The organism is Agrobacterium sp. SOY23, assembly GCF_027212525.1.
Classification (GTDB): domain Bacteria; phylum Pseudomonadota; class Alphaproteobacteria; order Rhizobiales; family Rhizobiaceae; genus Agrobacterium; species Agrobacterium tumefaciens_I.
The window spans coordinates 74,079-89,770 of the sequence record NZ_JAPWDT010000004.1 but is presented as its reverse complement, the minus strand read 5'-3'; the positions used below and the strand labels follow the sequence as shown (position 1 = coordinate 89,770).

At 61.6% G+C, this 15,692-nt stretch carries 13 protein-coding genes; 8 read left to right on the top strand and 5 right to left on the bottom strand.

The window, feature by feature from the left end; genetic code table 11:
- Positions 1-58 precede the first annotated feature (58 nt).
- Together prfB and O3S81_RS12640 are read left to right on the top strand one after the other, a co-directional pair.
- Positions 59-1,190 (top strand): peptide chain release factor 2 gene (gene prfB, locus O3S81_RS12645; RefSeq protein ID WP_269343662.1). Its coding sequence is split into 2 segments (ribosomal slippage): positions 59-127 and positions 129-1,190, totalling 1,131 coding nucleotides; the frame shifts between segments, so codons are not numbered across the junction.
- Between the two features lie 71 nt (positions 1,191-1,261).
- Positions 1,262-1,732, top strand: a complete 471-nt coding sequence (locus tag O3S81_RS12640) for a hydrolase (RefSeq protein WP_269343660.1) — start codon at positions 1,262-1,264, stop codon at positions 1,730-1,732.
- Positions 1,733-1,956: 224 nt separating this feature from the next.
- Here O3S81_RS12640 and O3S81_RS12635 read toward each other — a convergent pair whose 3' ends face one another.
- Together O3S81_RS12635 and O3S81_RS12630 are read right to left on the bottom strand one after the other, a co-directional pair.
- Positions 1,957-2,457 (bottom strand): hypothetical protein, encoded by a 501-nt coding sequence (locus tag O3S81_RS12635; protein WP_269343659.1) that lies wholly within the window; start codon positions 2,455-2,457, stop codon positions 1,957-1,959.
- Positions 2,458-2,476: 19 nt separating this feature from the next.
- On the bottom strand, positions 2,477-3,250 hold the full coding sequence (locus O3S81_RS12630) for an NAD kinase (protein ID WP_269343657.1): 774 nt from the start codon (positions 3,248-3,250) through the stop codon (positions 2,477-2,479).
- Between the two features lie 304 nt (positions 3,251-3,554).
- Between O3S81_RS12630 and O3S81_RS12625 the strand changes: the two genes are divergently transcribed.
- Entirely contained in the window at positions 3,555-4,472 is a 918-nt protein-coding gene (locus O3S81_RS12625) for a PhzF family phenazine biosynthesis protein (RefSeq protein WP_269343655.1), read from the top strand.
- A gap of 110 nt (positions 4,473-4,582) precedes the next feature.
- On the opposite strand, the gene O3S81_RS12620 is transcribed toward O3S81_RS12625, so the two are convergent.
- Entirely contained in the window at positions 4,583-10,930 is a 6,348-nt protein-coding gene (locus O3S81_RS12620; RefSeq protein ID WP_269343654.1) for a hypothetical protein, read from the bottom strand.
- 476 nt (positions 10,931-11,406) lie between these two features.
- Here O3S81_RS12620 and O3S81_RS12615 point away from each other — a divergent pair, with 476 nt between their 5' ends.
- Together O3S81_RS12615 and O3S81_RS12610 are read left to right on the top strand one after the other, a co-directional pair.
- Positions 11,407-11,775, top strand: coding sequence for an Hpt domain-containing protein (locus O3S81_RS12615; RefSeq protein ID WP_269343653.1), 369 nt, complete (start codon positions 11,407-11,409; stop codon positions 11,773-11,775).
- A 130-nt stretch (positions 11,776-11,905) separates the two neighbouring features.
- Positions 11,906-12,226 carry a 2Fe-2S iron-sulfur cluster-binding protein gene (locus O3S81_RS12610; protein WP_003502527.1) on the top strand — a complete coding sequence of 107 codons (321 nt, stop codon included), beginning with the start codon at positions 11,906-11,908 and terminating at the stop codon, positions 12,224-12,226.
- 307 nt (positions 12,227-12,533) lie between these two features.
- On the opposite strand, the gene O3S81_RS12605 is transcribed toward O3S81_RS12610, so the two are convergent.
- Positions 12,534-13,160 (bottom strand): DUF922 domain-containing Zn-dependent protease, encoded by a 627-nt coding sequence (locus O3S81_RS12605; protein ID WP_269343650.1) that lies wholly within the window; start codon positions 13,158-13,160, stop codon positions 12,534-12,536.
- A 104-nt stretch (positions 13,161-13,264) separates the two neighbouring features.
- Here O3S81_RS12605 and folP point away from each other — a divergent pair, with 104 nt between their 5' ends.
- From folP to folK, 3 genes are all read left to right on the top strand, one after another.
- The gene (folP, locus tag O3S81_RS12600) at positions 13,265-14,125 is read left to right on the top strand and encodes a dihydropteroate synthase (protein ID WP_442864914.1); all 861 of its coding nucleotides are present in this window, start codon (positions 13,265-13,267) and stop codon (positions 14,123-14,125) included.
- 78 nt (positions 14,126-14,203) lie between these two features.
- On the top strand, positions 14,204-14,569 hold the full coding sequence (folB, locus tag O3S81_RS12595; RefSeq protein ID WP_269343646.1) for a dihydroneopterin aldolase: 366 nt from the start codon (positions 14,204-14,206) through the stop codon (positions 14,567-14,569).
- A complete protein-coding gene (gene folK, locus O3S81_RS12590) occupies positions 14,562-15,089 on the top strand; it encodes a 2-amino-4-hydroxy-6-hydroxymethyldihydropteridine diphosphokinase (RefSeq protein ID WP_331284194.1) in 528 nt (175 codons plus the stop codon). Before folB ends, folK begins: the two co-directional genes overlap by 8 nt.
- Before the next feature lie 14 nt (positions 15,090-15,103).
- Here the strand turns inward: folK and O3S81_RS12585 are convergent, their stop codons facing one another.
- A complete protein-coding gene (locus O3S81_RS12585; RefSeq protein ID WP_269343644.1) occupies positions 15,104-15,664 on the bottom strand; it encodes a hypothetical protein in 561 nt (186 codons plus the stop codon).
- Between the last annotated feature and the right edge of the window lie 28 nt (positions 15,665-15,692).

Here is a 15,692-nt window from a genome sequence, read left to right as displayed (position 1 = left end):
CCGCGCCCCCCGCATTTATTTGAGCAGCAAGTTTCAATGAAGGCGAAGAACCAGCGAAATGCGCAATGAAATCGTGAACGTAGTCGACGAAATCAAGCAGGCCATAAGCCTGCTGAGGAGGCATCTTTGACTGGGACCAGGCGATAAGACGACTGGACTGGTTGAATAACAAGGCAGAGGATCCGACCCTCTGGAACGATGCCTCCGAAGCCCAGAAGCTGATGCGCGAACGCCAGCAGCTGGATGACAGCATCAACGGCGTCAAGGCGCTGGAGCAGCAGCTCAAGGACAATATCGAGCTGATTGAACTCGGCGAGATGGAAGGCGACGACGAGATCGTCAAGGACGCCGAAGACGCGCTGAAGGCGCTGAGAAGCGAAGCGAACCGCCGTCAGGTGGAAGCCATGCTTTCCGGCGAGGCCGACAGCAACGACACCTATGTGGAAGTGCATTCCGGCGCAGGCGGCACCGAAAGCCAGGATTGGGCGAACATGCTGCTGCGCATGTACACCCGCTGGGCCGAGCGTCAGGGCTTCAAGGTCGAAGTTCTCGAAATCCATGACGGCGACGAGGCAGGCATCAAGTCGGCGACGATCCTGGTCAAGGGCCATAACGCCTTCGGCTGGATGAAAACGGAATCGGGCGTACACCGCCTTGTTCGCATCTCGCCCTATGACAGCAATGCCCGGCGTCACACCTCGTTTTCTTCCATCTGGGTCTATCCGGTGGTCGATGATTCGATCCAGATCGACATCAATGAAAGCGATTGCCGCATCGATACATACCGTTCGTCCGGTGCGGGCGGCCAGCACGTTAACACCACCGACTCGGCCGTGCGTATCACGCATATTCCGACCGGCATCGCCGTTGCCTGCCAGCAGGAGCGCTCCCAGCACAAGAACCGCGCCAAGGCGTGGGACATGCTGCGCGCCCGTCTCTATGAGGTGGAACTGCAGAAGCGCGAAGAGGCTGCAAACGCCCAGGCGGCATCCAAGACCGATATCGGCTGGGGCCATCAGATCCGTTCCTACGTTCTGCAGCCCTACCAGCTGGTCAAGGATCTGCGCACCGGCGTGGAAAGCACCGCGCCCGGCAACGTGCTGGACGGTGACCTGAACGAGTTCATGGAAGCCGCACTCGCTCACCGCATCAGCGGCGGCGCGGATGTGGAAGTCGCGGATATCGATTAAGACGCCCGATGCGTCGATCGGAAAATTGCCTCTCGCAACCCACTGCGAGGGGTTTTTCGTTGGAGGGATGCATGAAACAGGTGCTCTACATCGTCGACGTTCAGCCGAGCTTCAATCCGCCGGCCGCATTGGTGGCGGAGATTTCCGCACTTGCCGGAACCATGCCTAGCATTGCCACCGTCGAGCGCCATGATGAAAGCGTGATACCCTTCGAACGGCAGCTTGGCTGGAAACCGGGCAGGGATGACTGCTCGCTTGTCGCGGCGGACCACATCTTCATCAAGCACGGTTATGCGCCGCCGAAAGCGGCGATCGACCATCTCCTGTCTCTCAAGCCGGAGCGAGTGCTGGTCTGCGGTATTCAGGCCGATACCTGCGTGCTGGCCGCCGGTTTTGCCCTCTTCGACGCGGGGCTGCATCCCACGCTTCTGCCGTGGCTGACGGTGGGCTCCAGTCTCGACCGCAGCGGTGAACTCGGGGCGAGATTATGGAAGCATCATTTCGGAGCAGTGCTCGCCGGGCCGCATGAGCTGAACGACTAGAGTATTCCAGTACGGCTGTCAGTCCTGAAACTGCTTTGGATCAGGCAACGAATGCACCCTATACTTCGACTAGCATTTTCCTTTTCCGTCATGTCGGCCTTGTGCCGGTATCCAGTCGACACCCGTCGGCGCGGCGGGAAAGTCCCTTCGGCCCAAGGACTTGGGCTGACTAGTTTCCGGCTCAGGGCCGGAATGACGGAAGAGAGTGAACCCACAATACCGGGTTAGTTCGAGGCTTTTTCGACCTTCATCTCACCGAGCTCGTCGATCAGGATCGTCCAGCTTTCCGCTTCCTTGGCCATCGGGTCCGTCTTCAGATAGACGGTGACGAACAGGCCGGGCGAGGCGGGGGCGCCATTCGAGCTTTCCGGACGGATATCCGTGACATAGGACTTCATCTGGTTGAATTCTTCCAGCTCGATATTTTCGAGGAGGCTAGGGCCATCGGCGGTAAAGACGATGCGCTGCAGGTAGATTTTCGCCGTGCCGTCGCCCTGGCGGATCGCAATAACCTTGTAATAGCCCCGTGTGGGCGAGGCAGGCGGTGGCCGCAATTGTCCGTCAGGGCCTTTTACCGGCTCAAGGTTCCGATCTTCCCACATGCCGCTGCTGACGACGAATATGGCAGAAACAGGCAGCGTGTCGATCGCCTGCGTCTGCGCCCGCGCGGGCAAGACGGTCGTGGCAACAAGCAGGGCAGCTAGGAGGGATTTTTTGGCGTACATGGCTATCGTGGTGGTTGGTTTAGTTGTTGAACTGTTCGGCCAGAACCCGGTCCGACCATGAACGATCCGGATCCGAGAGAATTCTCGCCGTCCTGTCCTGTGATTGTGCGATCCTGACGTGACGAACGGATTTAACCTCGGTGTGGTCGGCCACCGCGTTCACTGGGCGCTTGTCGCGTTCGAGGACATGAATATCGACCGTTACCTTGTTCGGCAAAAGCGCACCGCGCCAGCGCCGCGGACGGAACGCACTGACGGGGGTGAGTGCCAGAAGCGGCGATTCGAGCGGCAGGATCGGCCCATGGGCGGAGAAGTTATAGGCTGTCGACCCTGCCGGGGTCGCCACCATCATGCCATCGCAGATAAGCTCCTCCAGCCGCACCTTGCCATCCACCTCGACACGCAGCTTTGCGGCCTGGTGCGATTGCCGAAACAGACTCACCTCGTTCATGGCAAGGGCGGTAAACTCGTCGCCGTCGGAATCCGTCGTCGTCATGCGCAGGGGATGGAAATCATTGCCGCTCGCCACCGCGATGCGCTGTATGAGGCCTTCCACCCGATAGTCGTTCATCAGGAAGCCGACGGATCCCCGGTTCATGCCATAGACCCGCTTGCCCGAATTCATTGTCTGGTTGAGGATTTGCAGCATGAAGCCGTCGCCGCCAAGCGCGACGATCACGTCTGCCTCATCGAAAGGCGTATCGCCGTAAATGTCCTTCAGTTCTTTCAGCGCCGTCTGAGCCTCCTCGGTTGCCGAGGCGACGAAGGACAGTGAATAGGTAGAATGCGACATCCGCTTCCCTCGACAACGGCGCAGACCGGACCCGGCCCGCGCAGGACGCTGTAACCCGTTGAAGCGGCTCGAAATCTTCAAACCCCGATGAAGAGGCCGATAACAAGCCGCCAGACGCACCCTTGGTACATGAAGACGGCGGCAGGCCACAAGGCCTTTCGGACCCGCAGGCGTTCCGTTGCGATCGGTCTTGTCGTTCCGGTCCACAGCTTCTTGATTTGCGGCTGCCAACAAGGGTTGCGATGCGGGGCGGCCTGATGCAGTTTGCCAGGGCAGCCGGAATGACGAGTGGCAGGAGACGGATGTGGCGCTGAACTACGATATCTACGATGTCTTTACCGAGACGAAAATGGCGGGAAATCCGCTGGCGGTCATGTATGACGCCGATGATCTTCCCCAGGACACCATGCAGGCAATTGCGCGGGAAATGAACCTCTCCGAGACGGTTTTCATCAACCGCTCGACCAATCCGGCACATGCCGCTTCGCTGCGCATCTTCACGCCTTCGGGCGAATTGCCTTTCGCTGGCCACCCGACCGTCGGCGCGGCCGTCGCCATTGCCGAGCGCAATCGCAGCGAGGGCGATGACGATATCGACATGGTTTGCGTGCTGGAAGAAAAGGTGGGGCCGGTGCGCTGCGCCGTGAAAATGCGCGCGGGCGCGGTCAGCTTTGCGGAATTCGACCTGCCGCGCAAATCCTCCCGCGTCGAGCTGCCGCTCGATCATACTGCGCTTGCCGACGCGCTTGGCGTCAGCGAGGGACATTTAGGCTTCGAGAATCATGTGCCGTCGATCTGGACGGCCGGCGTGCCTTTCCTGCTGGTGCCGATGCACAATATCGCCGCCGTGCGCGACATGGATTTCGACGCCAATCTCTGGCTGCGCACCGCGCCTTTGGTCGAAGGCCTGCTGACGGCGGCCTATATCTACTGTCGCGGTGGCGTCAATCACGCGGCAAAATTCCATGTGCGCATGTTCTCCCCGGAAATGGGGATTGCGGAGGACCCCGCCACCGGCTCGGCCGCCGCCGCCCTTTCCGGTGCGATCCACCATTTCGACGGACTGACGGACGGTCACCATCCGCTCCTGATAGAGCAGGGCGTGGAGATGGAAAGACCATCCCACATCCACCTGCGCATGGACATCAAGGACAACGAAATCGCCCGCGCCCGCATCGGCGGCCACGCGGTGCGGGTTGCATCGGGTACGTTCGAGATTTGAGGTGAACGGAGCAGGATAAGTTCGCGCCGTTGAGGCGCGACGAAAAAGCCAGAAAGCTAAAAGAAAAACCCCGGTCTTGACCGGGGTTTTGTCATTTCAGCATCTGTCGGTCAATTAAACCGGCCCGCCGCATGGGCAAGCATCGTATAGACCTTGCCGGTATCGGAGGTGAGGTAGGACTGGGTGACGGTCCGGTCGCGGTCGGTGCGGGCCACGTCGGCCAGCAGTTTCTCGAAATCGGTGATGTAGCGGTCCACGGCGGTGCGGAATTCCGCTTCGCGCTCGTATTTGCGCTTGATCTCGTCAAATGTCGTCTGGCCCTTCAGCGTGTAGAGGCGACGGGTGAAGACGTCGCGCTCGCCGCGCTGGTAACGGCGCCACAGTTCCACCGATGCGTCGTGATCGATGGCGCGGGCGATATCGACCGAAAGCGAGTTCAGCGATTCCACCATGTGGCGCGGATTGCGGGTGTCGGCCGCACGGGTCGGCTGCTGCTCAGTGCCGGCGCGCGGTGTGGACGCTGTGGGCGTCTCCTGGGACGCACCGCGCAGCAGATCGCTGATCCAGCCGCCACCTTCTTCCCGGCGCCCGGCCGGGTTGGTCGCGACCGGCTGTGCCGGGGCAGGTGCCTGGCGGTTTTCGACCTGGCGGTTCTCAAGCGGCAGCGCACCACGCAATGCGGGGGCAGGCTGCGCCTGCGCCGGGCGCTGCTGCACCGGAGCGGCTGCTGCCGGCTGCGGACGCGGCTCGACGCGGCGTTCTGCGGCGGGCTGGGTTGCCGCAATGGCCCGGGCGACGGGTTCGGACACTTCCATCTGGTGGGTCGAGCGACCGACGAGCTGGGAAATATCCTGCAGGGCCTTGATCTGTTCGGAAACGGCGCGGCGCATGGCAGCCGCACTTTCCTTGGCTTCTTCCGGCAGGTCGAAGGCTCCGCGCTTCAGTTCGGCGCGGGTCGCATCCAGTTCGCGGCGGATATCGTGGCTGGAGCGGCGGATTTCGTCCGTCGCACCGGCAAAGCGGCTGACGGCCTCCTCGACGGCCTGGCGCAGCGTTTCCTTGAGGTTGGCTGCCGCGGCGTTGGATTTTTCCGAGGCACTGCCCAGAAGGTTGTCGACTTCGGAGAGCGAGGATTCGACACCGCCGCGCAGGCGGTTGACCAGCTCGTCGGAATATTTCTGCGCGTCGGAGAGCGTGCTTTCGATCGAGCGGCTGGCATCCTGACCGGCGGAGAGCAGGGCGCCCCGCATGGTCTGTGCCGCCGAGCGGGCGCGCTGTTCCGTCTCGTCGAGCGAGCGGCCGATATCGGAGAAGGAGGCCTGCAGATTGTCACGCAGATTACCCGCGACATTCTGCGAACGCTCCTCGGCCTCGTTGAGGGTGTTTTCCACGACGCCGACGACGTTGCGCATGGCGCTTTCGATTTCTTCGGAACGCTTGACAAGGCCGACCGACAGGCTGCGAAGCGCGTCCTGACGTTCTTCCAGCGTGCCGACGAGGCTCGACTGTGCTGCATTGAGCAGTTCCGACGCCTGGCTCAGTACCTTCGAATGTTCCTCGAAGCGTCCGACGATGCCGGCAACCTGCGCCAGCGTCTGACCGGAGATATTCGACAGGCGGTCGATCTTTCCTTCGAGCAGACGGCTGGAACTGGAGACCATGTCGGCGGCCTGCGAGGCGGATTCGGAGAAGCGGGTCGCAGAGGCGTTCAGCGCTTCATCGGCCGCGCCGAAGCCCTGAGCGGCACGCTCGACGGCGGAGTTGAAGTTGGTTGCCGACTGCTCGACGATTTCGGCCATACTGTTATGGGTCTGCGACAGCATATCCGTGCTCTGCCGGGTGGCGGCGACCAGCTTGTTGGCCGCATCGCTGCCGGCGCGAGCATATTTGTCGATACCCTGTTCGACGGCATCCGCCATGGCGGTATGGGTCTCGGACAACATGTCGGTGCTCTGGCGCGTGGCGGCAACGAGCTTGCTTGCCGCATCCGTTCCGGCATTGGCATAATCGCTGATCGCCTGCTCCACCATGCCGACCATGCCGCTATTGCTCTGCGACAGAAGATCTGCGCTCTGCTGGGCAGCGGAGACGATCTTTTCGGCAGCTTCCCGGCCGATATTGGCATATTCGTCGACGACGGGTTTCGCCTTCTCTTCGATCAGGCGCGACAGTTCGGCAGAACGGCTGGCCAGCATCGAGTTGAGTTCGCGGGTGCGGTTGTCCAGCGCCGAGCGAATGGATTCGCCGCGGGCATCGAGGGCGGATTCCACACCCGTCAGCGTCTCGGAAATGACACCGACCTGAGAGCGCACGACGGCTTCGGCTTCGGCCACCTTGTTGACGATGATGTTGCCCGCTTCGGAGAAGGTCTGGGCGACTGCGGCGGCCTGACCGGAGAGGCGTGTCTGCGCATCGGAAATGCGGTTGACGATCTCGCCGGAGCGTTCCTCGATGGCCTTGGTGAAGGCCTCGTTCTGCGCCTGCACCTGTTCGGCGAATTCCGAGCCGGACTTGGCGAGCAGGGCAGAGGAGCGAGCCGCTTCGTCGCCGATATTCTGGGTGGCGGAGGTGACCGCGCCACGCAGGCTGACGGCCAGATCGCTCGCCTTGCCTTCGATGGTGCGGTTGACATTGTCGAGGCCGATCGTCAGCGCCCGGTCCATGGTGCCGAGGCGTTCGTCGATACGGGCCGTGCCGGCATCGAAGGTTTCGGCCAGACGGCTGGTGCGGTTTTCGAACGTGTCTGCGACACGCGTCGTCTGCTCGTCCAGAATGCCGGTGATGCGCTCGGCGGCCTCATCGCTGGTGCGGGCGAACACGGCCGTCTTGTCTTCCAGTGCGTCAGCAAAGCGGCGGCCGGCATCCTCGATCGAGGTGTTCACATTGGCCAGATCGCCACCGACGCGTGCCTGCAGCGTATCGAGCGACGTCTCGATACGGGAGCCGGTCTCATCGAGACGGGCGGTGACATTGCCGATGGAGGTCTCGATTTTCGAGGACAGGGCATCCGTCGCGCCGCCGATTTCGCGGGCGGCTTCACCGATCTTGACGGCGATGTCGCCGGCGCTGTTGCGAAGGCGCTCTTCCAGCGTTGCGGCACTGCCGTCGATCGCCTTCTGCAACGTGTCCTGCTGGGTTTCGAGCGACAATTCGAGCATGCTGGCGCTGGAGGCGACCGTGGTGCCGATCATCATCGCCTGCTCGGAGAGCATGTCGCCCATCTGGGTGGTGGCGGAGGTGAGCGTGGCGGCGATGTCCGCGTGGCGCTGTTCGAGCGTGGTGCGGATATCCTCGTGAGACTGCGACAGATTGCTTTCGAGGCGCGAGACGCCTTCTTCCACCGTCTGGGCAAAACGGCTGCTGCCGTCCTCCACGACGCTTTCGATGCGGTTGGCGGCACCCGAAACGCTCTGCTCTATCAGACCGCTATTGCGTTCCAGCGAACCGGCAATGCGTTCGGCCTGCGAGCCGAGCATGGTTTCCAGCCGCTCGTGGCCGCTGGCAAGGGCGTTTTCAAGCGTAAAGGCGGTTGCCTCGAGGCGCTGGCCGACGCCGGCAGCGGCGAGCGAAAGCGACGAGGCCCTCGCGTCCATCGCCTCGGCGATCCGCTCTTCGACGCCCGAAATCGTCATGTCGAGCGCCACGGTGCGGCTGTCGAGTGCGTCCGCGATGCGCTCCTCCGCGCTGGAGACAATGCCCGAAAGGGCCGAAGTGCGGCTGTCGAGCGCGCTCGCGATGCGGTCCTCGACGCCGGAAACGGCACTGTGCAGGGCCGCGGTGCGACCGTCGAGAATATCGGCGATCTTTTCTTCCACACCGGAGAAGCTCATGTCGAGCGCCATGGTGCGGCTGTCCAGCACATCGGTGATCCGCACTTCCGCGCCGGAAACGACGGTCTTCAGCGAATCCGTGCGGCTGTCGAGCGCGCCGGCAATGCGGGTCTCGGCGCCTGCCACCAGCTCGCCAAGGGCTGCGGTGCGGGTATCGAGCGCTTCGGTGATTTTTTCCTCGGCGCCGGAGAAGGCCATGTCGAGCGCCATGGTGCGGCTGTCGAGTGCATCGGCAATGCGCTCTTCGGCACCCGAAACCACGGCGTTGAGGGCTGCGGTGCGGCCATCGAGCGTTTCGGCGATACGGGTTTCGGCACCGGCAACCACGTCGCCGAAGGTGGCCGTGCGGCTGTCGAGCGCGCCGGCGATCTTTTCTTCGGCACTTGCAACAATGCCGGTAAGGGCGGAGGTGCGGTTGTCGAGCGTCTCGGAAAGCCGCTCCTCGACATTGGCGAAGGTCATGTCGAGAGACAGAGTGCGGCTGTCCATGGTGTCGGCAATGCGTTCCTCGACACCGGAAATCGCGCTGGAGAGAGCGGCGGTGCGGCCGTCAAGCGTATCGGCGATACGGCTCTCCGCACCGGCGACGACGTCGTGTAGGGCGGCCGTGCGGCTTTCCAGCGTGTCGGAGATACGGTCCTCGATGCCGGATACCGCGCCAGTGATGGCGGCGGCGCGGGTTTCGAGCGTTTCGGCAAGGCGACGCTCGACATCGGCGACGACGCTGTTGATCGCGGCTGCGCGTTCATCGAGCATGGCGGCAAGACGCTCGGCCGTGCCGGAGACGGAGCCGGTAATCGCCATCGAACGGCTGGCGAGCGCTTCGTCGAAACGGTTCTGGCTGGCCGAAAGCGCGCCGAACAGGGCATTGCTGCGTTCCGCCAGCACGGCGTCGATCTTTTCGTGCGAATTGGCGAAGGCATCGGTGATTTCGGCGGTGCGCTGGCCGATGGCGTCGCTGAAGGCCTGTGTCCGGCTTTCAAGCGCACTTTCCAGCATTTCCTGACCCGTTCCCAGCGCGGTTGCGAGCGCCAGCGACTGATCGGTCATGGTGGTGCCGATGCGCTCCAAACCGGCGCTCAGCATGGTGTCGAGCGCTTCGGAGCCGCCGGCAACGGTTTCGTTGATGCGGGCGAGGCTTTCCATCAGCTTGCTGTCGAGGCTGCCGGCGCGCTGGTCGAAGGCGCTGGCGAACTGCGCCACATGCTCGTCGAAGGCAGAGTTGACCTGCCCGACCGTCGCCTGCATGCGTTCTTCGTAGAGGCCGGAGCGAAGATCGAGATCCATGATCGCATCGTCGGCCGTGCTCTGCAGGCTCTGGCGGAAGGAGAGGCCCTTTTCTTCAAGCGTAGTCGAAAGCTTGTCGAGAACCGTATCCAGCGAACCGCCGATGACCTGCTGGCCACGTTCGATATTGCGGTTAAGTTCCAGCGAGCGGTTGGACAGCGTTTCGTTAAGCTGGCGGGTGCGCTCCTCAAGCGCGCTGTTGAGGCTTTCCACGCCGCTATCCAGCGTCGATGCATGGATTGCGAAACGCTCCAGCAACACTTCACCACGCTCGTCGAGCGTCGAGGTGAGGTTGTGCAGGCGCATGTCGAATTCGTTGGAAATCGTCGTGCCGGAGGAGTTCAGCGCCTGCAGCAGGTTTTCCGTCTTGGCGGCGATCAGGCTGCCCATCGCTTCGGTCGAGGCGCGCGATTTTTCGAGCAGCGCGGCCGAGCGCGTGTCGATCATCGAGGCGAAAGCTTCGCCGGTCGTGGCGATCCGCATCGAAAGCTCTTCGCCGACGATGGAGAGTTCTTCCTTGATCTGTTCCTGCGCGCCGACGATGGAGGAGCGAATGCGCTCCGCATGGTTGACGATGGCGTCACGCTCGGCGGTCAGTTCCTGCACGAGGCTGCGGACACGCAGTTCATTGTCGGCATAGCTGCGCTCAAGCGCGTTGACTTCGGAATGAACCAGCGTTTCGAGTTCCGTCGCACGGGCAATGGTGCGCTCGATGCCGTCATTCATGGCCGAGACTTCGCGGCGAACCGCCTGACCAACGGACATGATGCGGTCAGACGCCACCGTTTCCGGTTCCGCAAGGCGAAGGGCGACTTCGGCCATGGAGCGGGCGGCATTCCGCAGATCGCGGGCGCGCGCCATCATGATAGCGAAGGCGAAGAACAGCATGACGGGAACGAGGATGCCGACGACGATCGCCATCAGGCCGGGGATCGCGGTAAGATCGGCCAGAGAACCGATGTTCCACAGCGCATTGCCGTAAAGGAGATGTGCGATGCCAAGGCCACCGAGCGCCCAGATGACCGACATGATCGTGGCGTTGCGGAGCGCGCCGCCGATGGAGCCGCCTTCCAGCGATTTCAGGATCATGGCCGGGCTGCGCTTGGAGCCGTCATTGGCGGCTTCGAGATTGGGCGATCTGGGCGTCTGTTCGGCAGGCGCGCGGGCGGCCTCGGGAGCAGGGGTCTGTCTGCTTGCTTCCTTCACTCTGGCCTCCGGCTGCTTCGGCGCTGCAGTTTTCCGCGATTCCGGCTTTTCTTCGAAAGCGCCAAGCTGCAAGGCATCTTCCAATGCCTGGAATGCAGTCTCGTCGACAGAGTCGCTGATCTTGTTATTCGCCATGCGGTTACGCCTCGTTACACATACGCCCGGCTTCATGCCGTTGACCACTTGCTATCCGCAAGCGGACTGCCGCCATCATGCCAGCGGAACATTATCTCTTACGAGAGAACAATTCCGCCATTACCAAATCCCGAATTGCTGGTGGTCCAGCTTTCGGGCGAAATTACATCACTGTGCCGCAATAACAAAGCTTGAGCTTAAGCCCTGTGAGAACGGCAGTACCGTAGTGACACATTTAGGTGTTCGAAACAATTAATGCGGATTTGCGGCGGCGGCGAAGTGTCGGCTTTTTAACAGTTTTTAAACCTGAGTTTCGCGCTGAACGCCTTGTTTCGCATAAGTTTAACATAAATTAACCATAGCAGAAGATTTTCGCCTGCGTCACGCCGTAATTTAAGCCGATAGCAGCCGCCGGCATGCGTGAATACGACACATATGTGACACGAAACAGGAAACGGTGAGACAGGATTCCAGCCATGGCAGCGGTCAGTATTGTTTTCGAAGCTCCCGATAATTACGGCGGCGTGTCTGCCGCCAGCAAGAAGCCAATCGATTTCGATCATCTCGCCCGGCAGACCATGGGTGACAAGGATCTGGAGATCGAGGTGCTGCAACTGTTCAGCCGCAACGCCCGCGCCGCCCTGCATGAAATGGCAGGCGCAGACGCCAAGGCTATCACGGCAACGGCCCACCGTCTGAAGGGCGCGGCGCAGGCCGTCGGCGCCTCCGCCGTGTCCGCGGCCGCAGCGGCGGTTGAGGAAAAGGGCAATGACGGCGCGGCGATCGCAAAACTCGCGGCGGCCATTGTCGAAGCCGAAAATTTCATCCTCAAGCTCTGCCGCTAAGGCGCAGGCGATCAAATTTGCCATTTTGCAAGGCCGGTTCAGCCTGTGCGCCCCTGAAGCGGGTTGCCAAGGCGAACCGGCCTTTCTATGTGTTTAGAACAATTCTCAGATCACATTTTGGATTTCCGGCATGACAAAACTGACCATCGTTGCCTTTGACGGCACGCCCCATGAACTCGACGTGAGCAACGGCTCCACCGTCATGGAGAATGCGGTGCGCAACTCCATTCCCGGCATCGATGCGGAATGCGGCGGCGCCTGCGCCTGCGCGACCTGCCACGTCTATGTCGACGATGCCTGGGCAGAGCGCGTCGGCGGACCGGAGCCGATGGAAGAGGATATGCTGGATTTCGCCTTCGACGTTCGCCCCACCTCGCGGCTTTCCTGTCAGATCAAGATGAATGACGAGCTTGACGGTCTCGTCGTTCATGTTCCCGAACGCCAGGGCTGAAAGCTCTCGGTATGGTCTGAGATAGAAAAAGCCCCGCTCACCTGTTAGCGGGGAGCGGGGCGAGGCGGGTACGCAGCATGCAGGCGAGGGAGGAAACACCTGCGAGCCCTCAAGCGCGCACCGGGAGAACCGGAGACGGTTGCAACCGTCGGACCCGCCGTGGGCCGCAACCATTTCAAACCGTATGAACAAGCTACAATGAGTCTTGCCGGCCGCACCATGACGAGAATTCACGGGTGATATCGGACATGACGTTACGTCATGTCCCTGTTGTTGCTTGGGATTTGGAAGGGGCAGCCAACAAGCGTCAGCGGCGGTTCTGACCCTGTTCCAGCCGGTTCTTTAAAAGCCTAGTCATGCGGGTATCGAAGTTTCTCGATTCCACCACATCGAAGCGCAACTGATCGCGATCGTGCTCATCCATCACCGTCTGGGTGATCTTGCCGACCATTTCCTGCAGCGTCTCGCAGTTTTTCTGCGGGCGAAGGCCCGTCAGCTGCCTTTCGAGCGAGCGGGCGTGGGTGCGGGCGATTTCCGCGTGACGTTCCTCGTGGCGCTTGATATCGGCAAGCAGCGTATCCCAGATGAAGGCCAGTTCCGCCGAGGTGCGGCGGCGGTTTTTCCACTGCGGCAGGAGAATGCGGGTGTTGAGCAACACCTTGGCCGTGCCGACGCTGCACAGGCCGTTTTTCTCGACATAGGTGAGTTCGCCGCCAAATTTGATCTCGGTGGCACCGGGATGGCGCGCGCCGGTATTGCGGGTCAGCGGGCCATGTTTGGAAAGCTGCTGGTCGAGATCGGCTGCGGTTTTGCCGCCGATCGAAAAATAGGAATAGGTCTTGCGGACGATGGTTTCGGAAAAAGCCGGTCCGGACAGGGAAAGGGCCAATGCGCCTGCAAAAACGGCGCAGAGAGCGCGTGATGATTTGGTCATGACCCGGCCTTCCGGTTGAACTTGAAAAAGGTTTGCTGCATAGGCGGAGCGGAACTTATAAGAATTGGCATAACACTCCGTTATTCCCGAAAGGCGCGTGTTACGTGATAACAGTCGGCAGCAACGCGTGGCAAGCGGCCCATGGCCGCTCCCTGAAACTTGATGGGCGTGGCCGTATTATGGCCATCGTCAATGCAACGCCTGATTCCTTTTCCGATGGCGGCCGTTATCTTGCCGTCGATGCGGCTTTTTCCCATGCGCTGACCTGCGTGGAGGAGGGCGCCGACATCATCGATATCGGCGGCGAATCCACACGGCCGGGTGCGGCGGCGGTCACGGGGGCGGAGGAGCAGGACCGGGTGCTGCCGGTCATTGAAAAATTGCGCCGCGAGACCGATGTGCTGATTTCCGTCGATACCTATCGCGCTTCGACGGCAAGGCTGGCGATCAGTGCCGGCGCCCATATCGTCAATGACGTCTTCGGGCTGCAAAAGGATGGGGAAATGGCGGGCGTGGTCGCCTCCACCCGCGCGGGTGTCTGCGTCATGCATACCGGCCGCGACCGGCAGAAGCTTGCCGATGTCATCAAGGACCAGTTCGAATTCCTCAATCGCTCACTCGAGATCGCCGAGGATGCGGGAATTGCCCGCGATGCCGTCGTGCTCGATCCCGGTTTCGGCTTTGCCAAGGACGAAAGCGAAAATGTCGAGCTGATGGCACGTTTCGGCGAACTTGCCGCTTTCGGCCTGCCGGTTCTTGCCGGCACGTCGCGCAAGCGTTTCATCGGGTCGCTGACGGGCAGGGATGTTGCGGAGGAACGCGATATCGGAACGGCAGCGACCACCGCAATCCTGAGGCTCGCGGGTGCTTCGATTTTTCGCGTGCATAATGTCGCCGCGACCCGTGATGCACTGGCTATTGCCGATGCGGTTCTTGCCAAAGCGTCGGCAAAGGCCGATGCGTAGATCAACGAGTGCCGGAATGCCGTGTCCTGAAGATGGCGCGGCTTTCAGGCGAAACAGTCCTGCCATGGAGGCGATGCGATGAGCCGCTATACCATCATCCTGAAAAACTGTTCCTTTTTCGCCCGTCATGGCCTTCTCGAGCAGGAGGAGGTGCTGGGTCAGCGCTTTTTCGTCGATGCCGAGATGGAAGTCGAGGCCGGTGATGCGCTGGAAACCGACGATATCGAAAACACCGTCGATTATGGCGTGGCTTTCGCCGTCATCGAAAAAAGTGTTGTCGGGCAGCGCCGTTATCTCATCGAGGCGCTGGCGAATGATATCGCCAAGGCGCTTCGCGCGCGTTATCCGCAGATCGTCTGGCTGCGCATCACGGTGCGCAAGCCATCCGCGCCGGTTCCGGGCATTCTCGACTATGCGCAGGTGAGCGTTGAGCACCATGCCTGAGAAAATGACCGTCGCCGCGTTGGGCCTCGGAGGCAATATCGGCGATCCCGCCGCCGCCATGGCGCGGGCATTGCGCGAACTCGACGGGCATGGCGATTGCCGGGTGCTGGCCGTTTCCGGCCTTTACCGCACGCCGCCCTGGGGCAAGACGGATCAGGCGGATTTCTTCAATTGCTGCGCGCTGGTAGAAACCTCGCTTTCAGCGCCCGCGCTGCTGCAACTGTGCCTCGATATCGAAAAGGGCATGAAGCGGGTGCGGACGGAGCGCTGGGGCCCGCGCACCATCGATATCGATGTGTTGACCTATGGGAATGAGGTTCTCGTTACGGAAAGCATCGAAGTGCCGCATCCGCGCATGACGGAACGGGCGTTCGTGCTGATGCCGCTCGCCGACATCGCCCCTGACCTCGAGGTCAAGGGTAAGCCCGTGCGGGAATGGCTTCAGCAGGTGGACAGGAGCGGCATTGTCCGCGCAAATGAAAAGCGGGAGTGGTGGACACTCCCGCTCGGTGATGGCTGAGAAGATTACGGCTTTTACGGCTTGATCGAGCCGACGGCGATCTGGTCGATATCACGGGCCAGCGTGACGCCGATCACCGGGATCATCTGATCGGCGACCTTGACCGAAATGGTGATGTTCATGGAATTGTCGTTCGAAACGCGGGCAACCATGGCGCCGTTGAGCTTGGCGCGGTTGATGCCAACGACGACCTTGTCACCGCTCACCTGACCGGAAGTGATGTCAAGACCCTTGCCGGCGGCGCCATCAAGGAACTTGCCTTCGTAGCTGCTGCCGTTCTGGGTGATGACGGCGGACATGGGTTGGCTGAAGACACCGACGCGGCAGGTGCCGCCGAGCTTGATGCCGGTCTGCTTGTCGTCGAGCGGTTCGCCCGTCAGGTCGCAGGTGAATTTGGTGCCCTTGTATTTGCCGGCGACGATTTCGCCCGGACCCTTCCAAACTCCGGCCACGGAACGGAAGAAGACGTCGTCGCGATCGCGCGATGCGGCATGGACGTCAGACATGCCGAAGCCGCCGCTGACGGACAAAATGGCGGCAAGTCCGCCCACAAGCGAAAAGAAGCGCGAATACATGATACTTTCCCCGGCGAAGAAGCCTGTT

Excerpts from the sequence above, each read along its gene's own strand:
- O3S81_RS12640 (WP_269343660.1), top strand. The coding sequence starts at position 1,262 with ATGAAACAGGTGCTCTACATCGTCGACGTTCAGCCGAGCTTCAATCCG.
- O3S81_RS12635 (WP_269343659.1), bottom strand. The coding sequence starts at position 2,457 with ATGTACGCCAAAAAATCCCTCCTAGCTGCCCTGCTTGTTGCCACGACC.
- O3S81_RS12630 (WP_269343657.1), bottom strand. The coding sequence starts at position 3,250 with ATGTCGCATTCTACCTATTCACTGTCCTTCGTCGCCTCGGCAACCGAG.
- O3S81_RS12620 (WP_269343654.1), bottom strand. The coding sequence starts at position 10,930 with ATGGCGAATAACAAGATCAGCGACTCTGTCGACGAGACTGCATTCCAG.
- O3S81_RS12615 (WP_269343653.1), top strand. The coding sequence starts at position 11,407 with ATGGCAGCGGTCAGTATTGTTTTCGAAGCTCCCGATAATTACGGCGGC.
- O3S81_RS12610 (WP_003502527.1), top strand. The coding sequence starts at position 11,906 with ATGACAAAACTGACCATCGTTGCCTTTGACGGCACGCCCCATGAACTC.
- O3S81_RS12605 (WP_269343650.1), bottom strand. The coding sequence starts at position 13,160 with ATGACCAAATCATCACGCGCTCTCTGCGCCGTTTTTGCAGGCGCATTG.
- folB (WP_269343646.1), top strand. The coding sequence starts at position 14,204 with ATGAGCCGCTATACCATCATCCTGAAAAACTGTTCCTTTTTCGCCCGT.
- folK (WP_331284194.1), top strand. The coding sequence starts at position 14,562 with ATGCCTGAGAAAATGACCGTCGCCGCGTTGGGCCTCGGAGGCAATATC.
- O3S81_RS12585 (WP_269343644.1), bottom strand. The coding sequence starts at position 15,664 with ATGTATTCGCGCTTCTTTTCGCTTGTGGGCGGACTTGCCGCCATTTTG.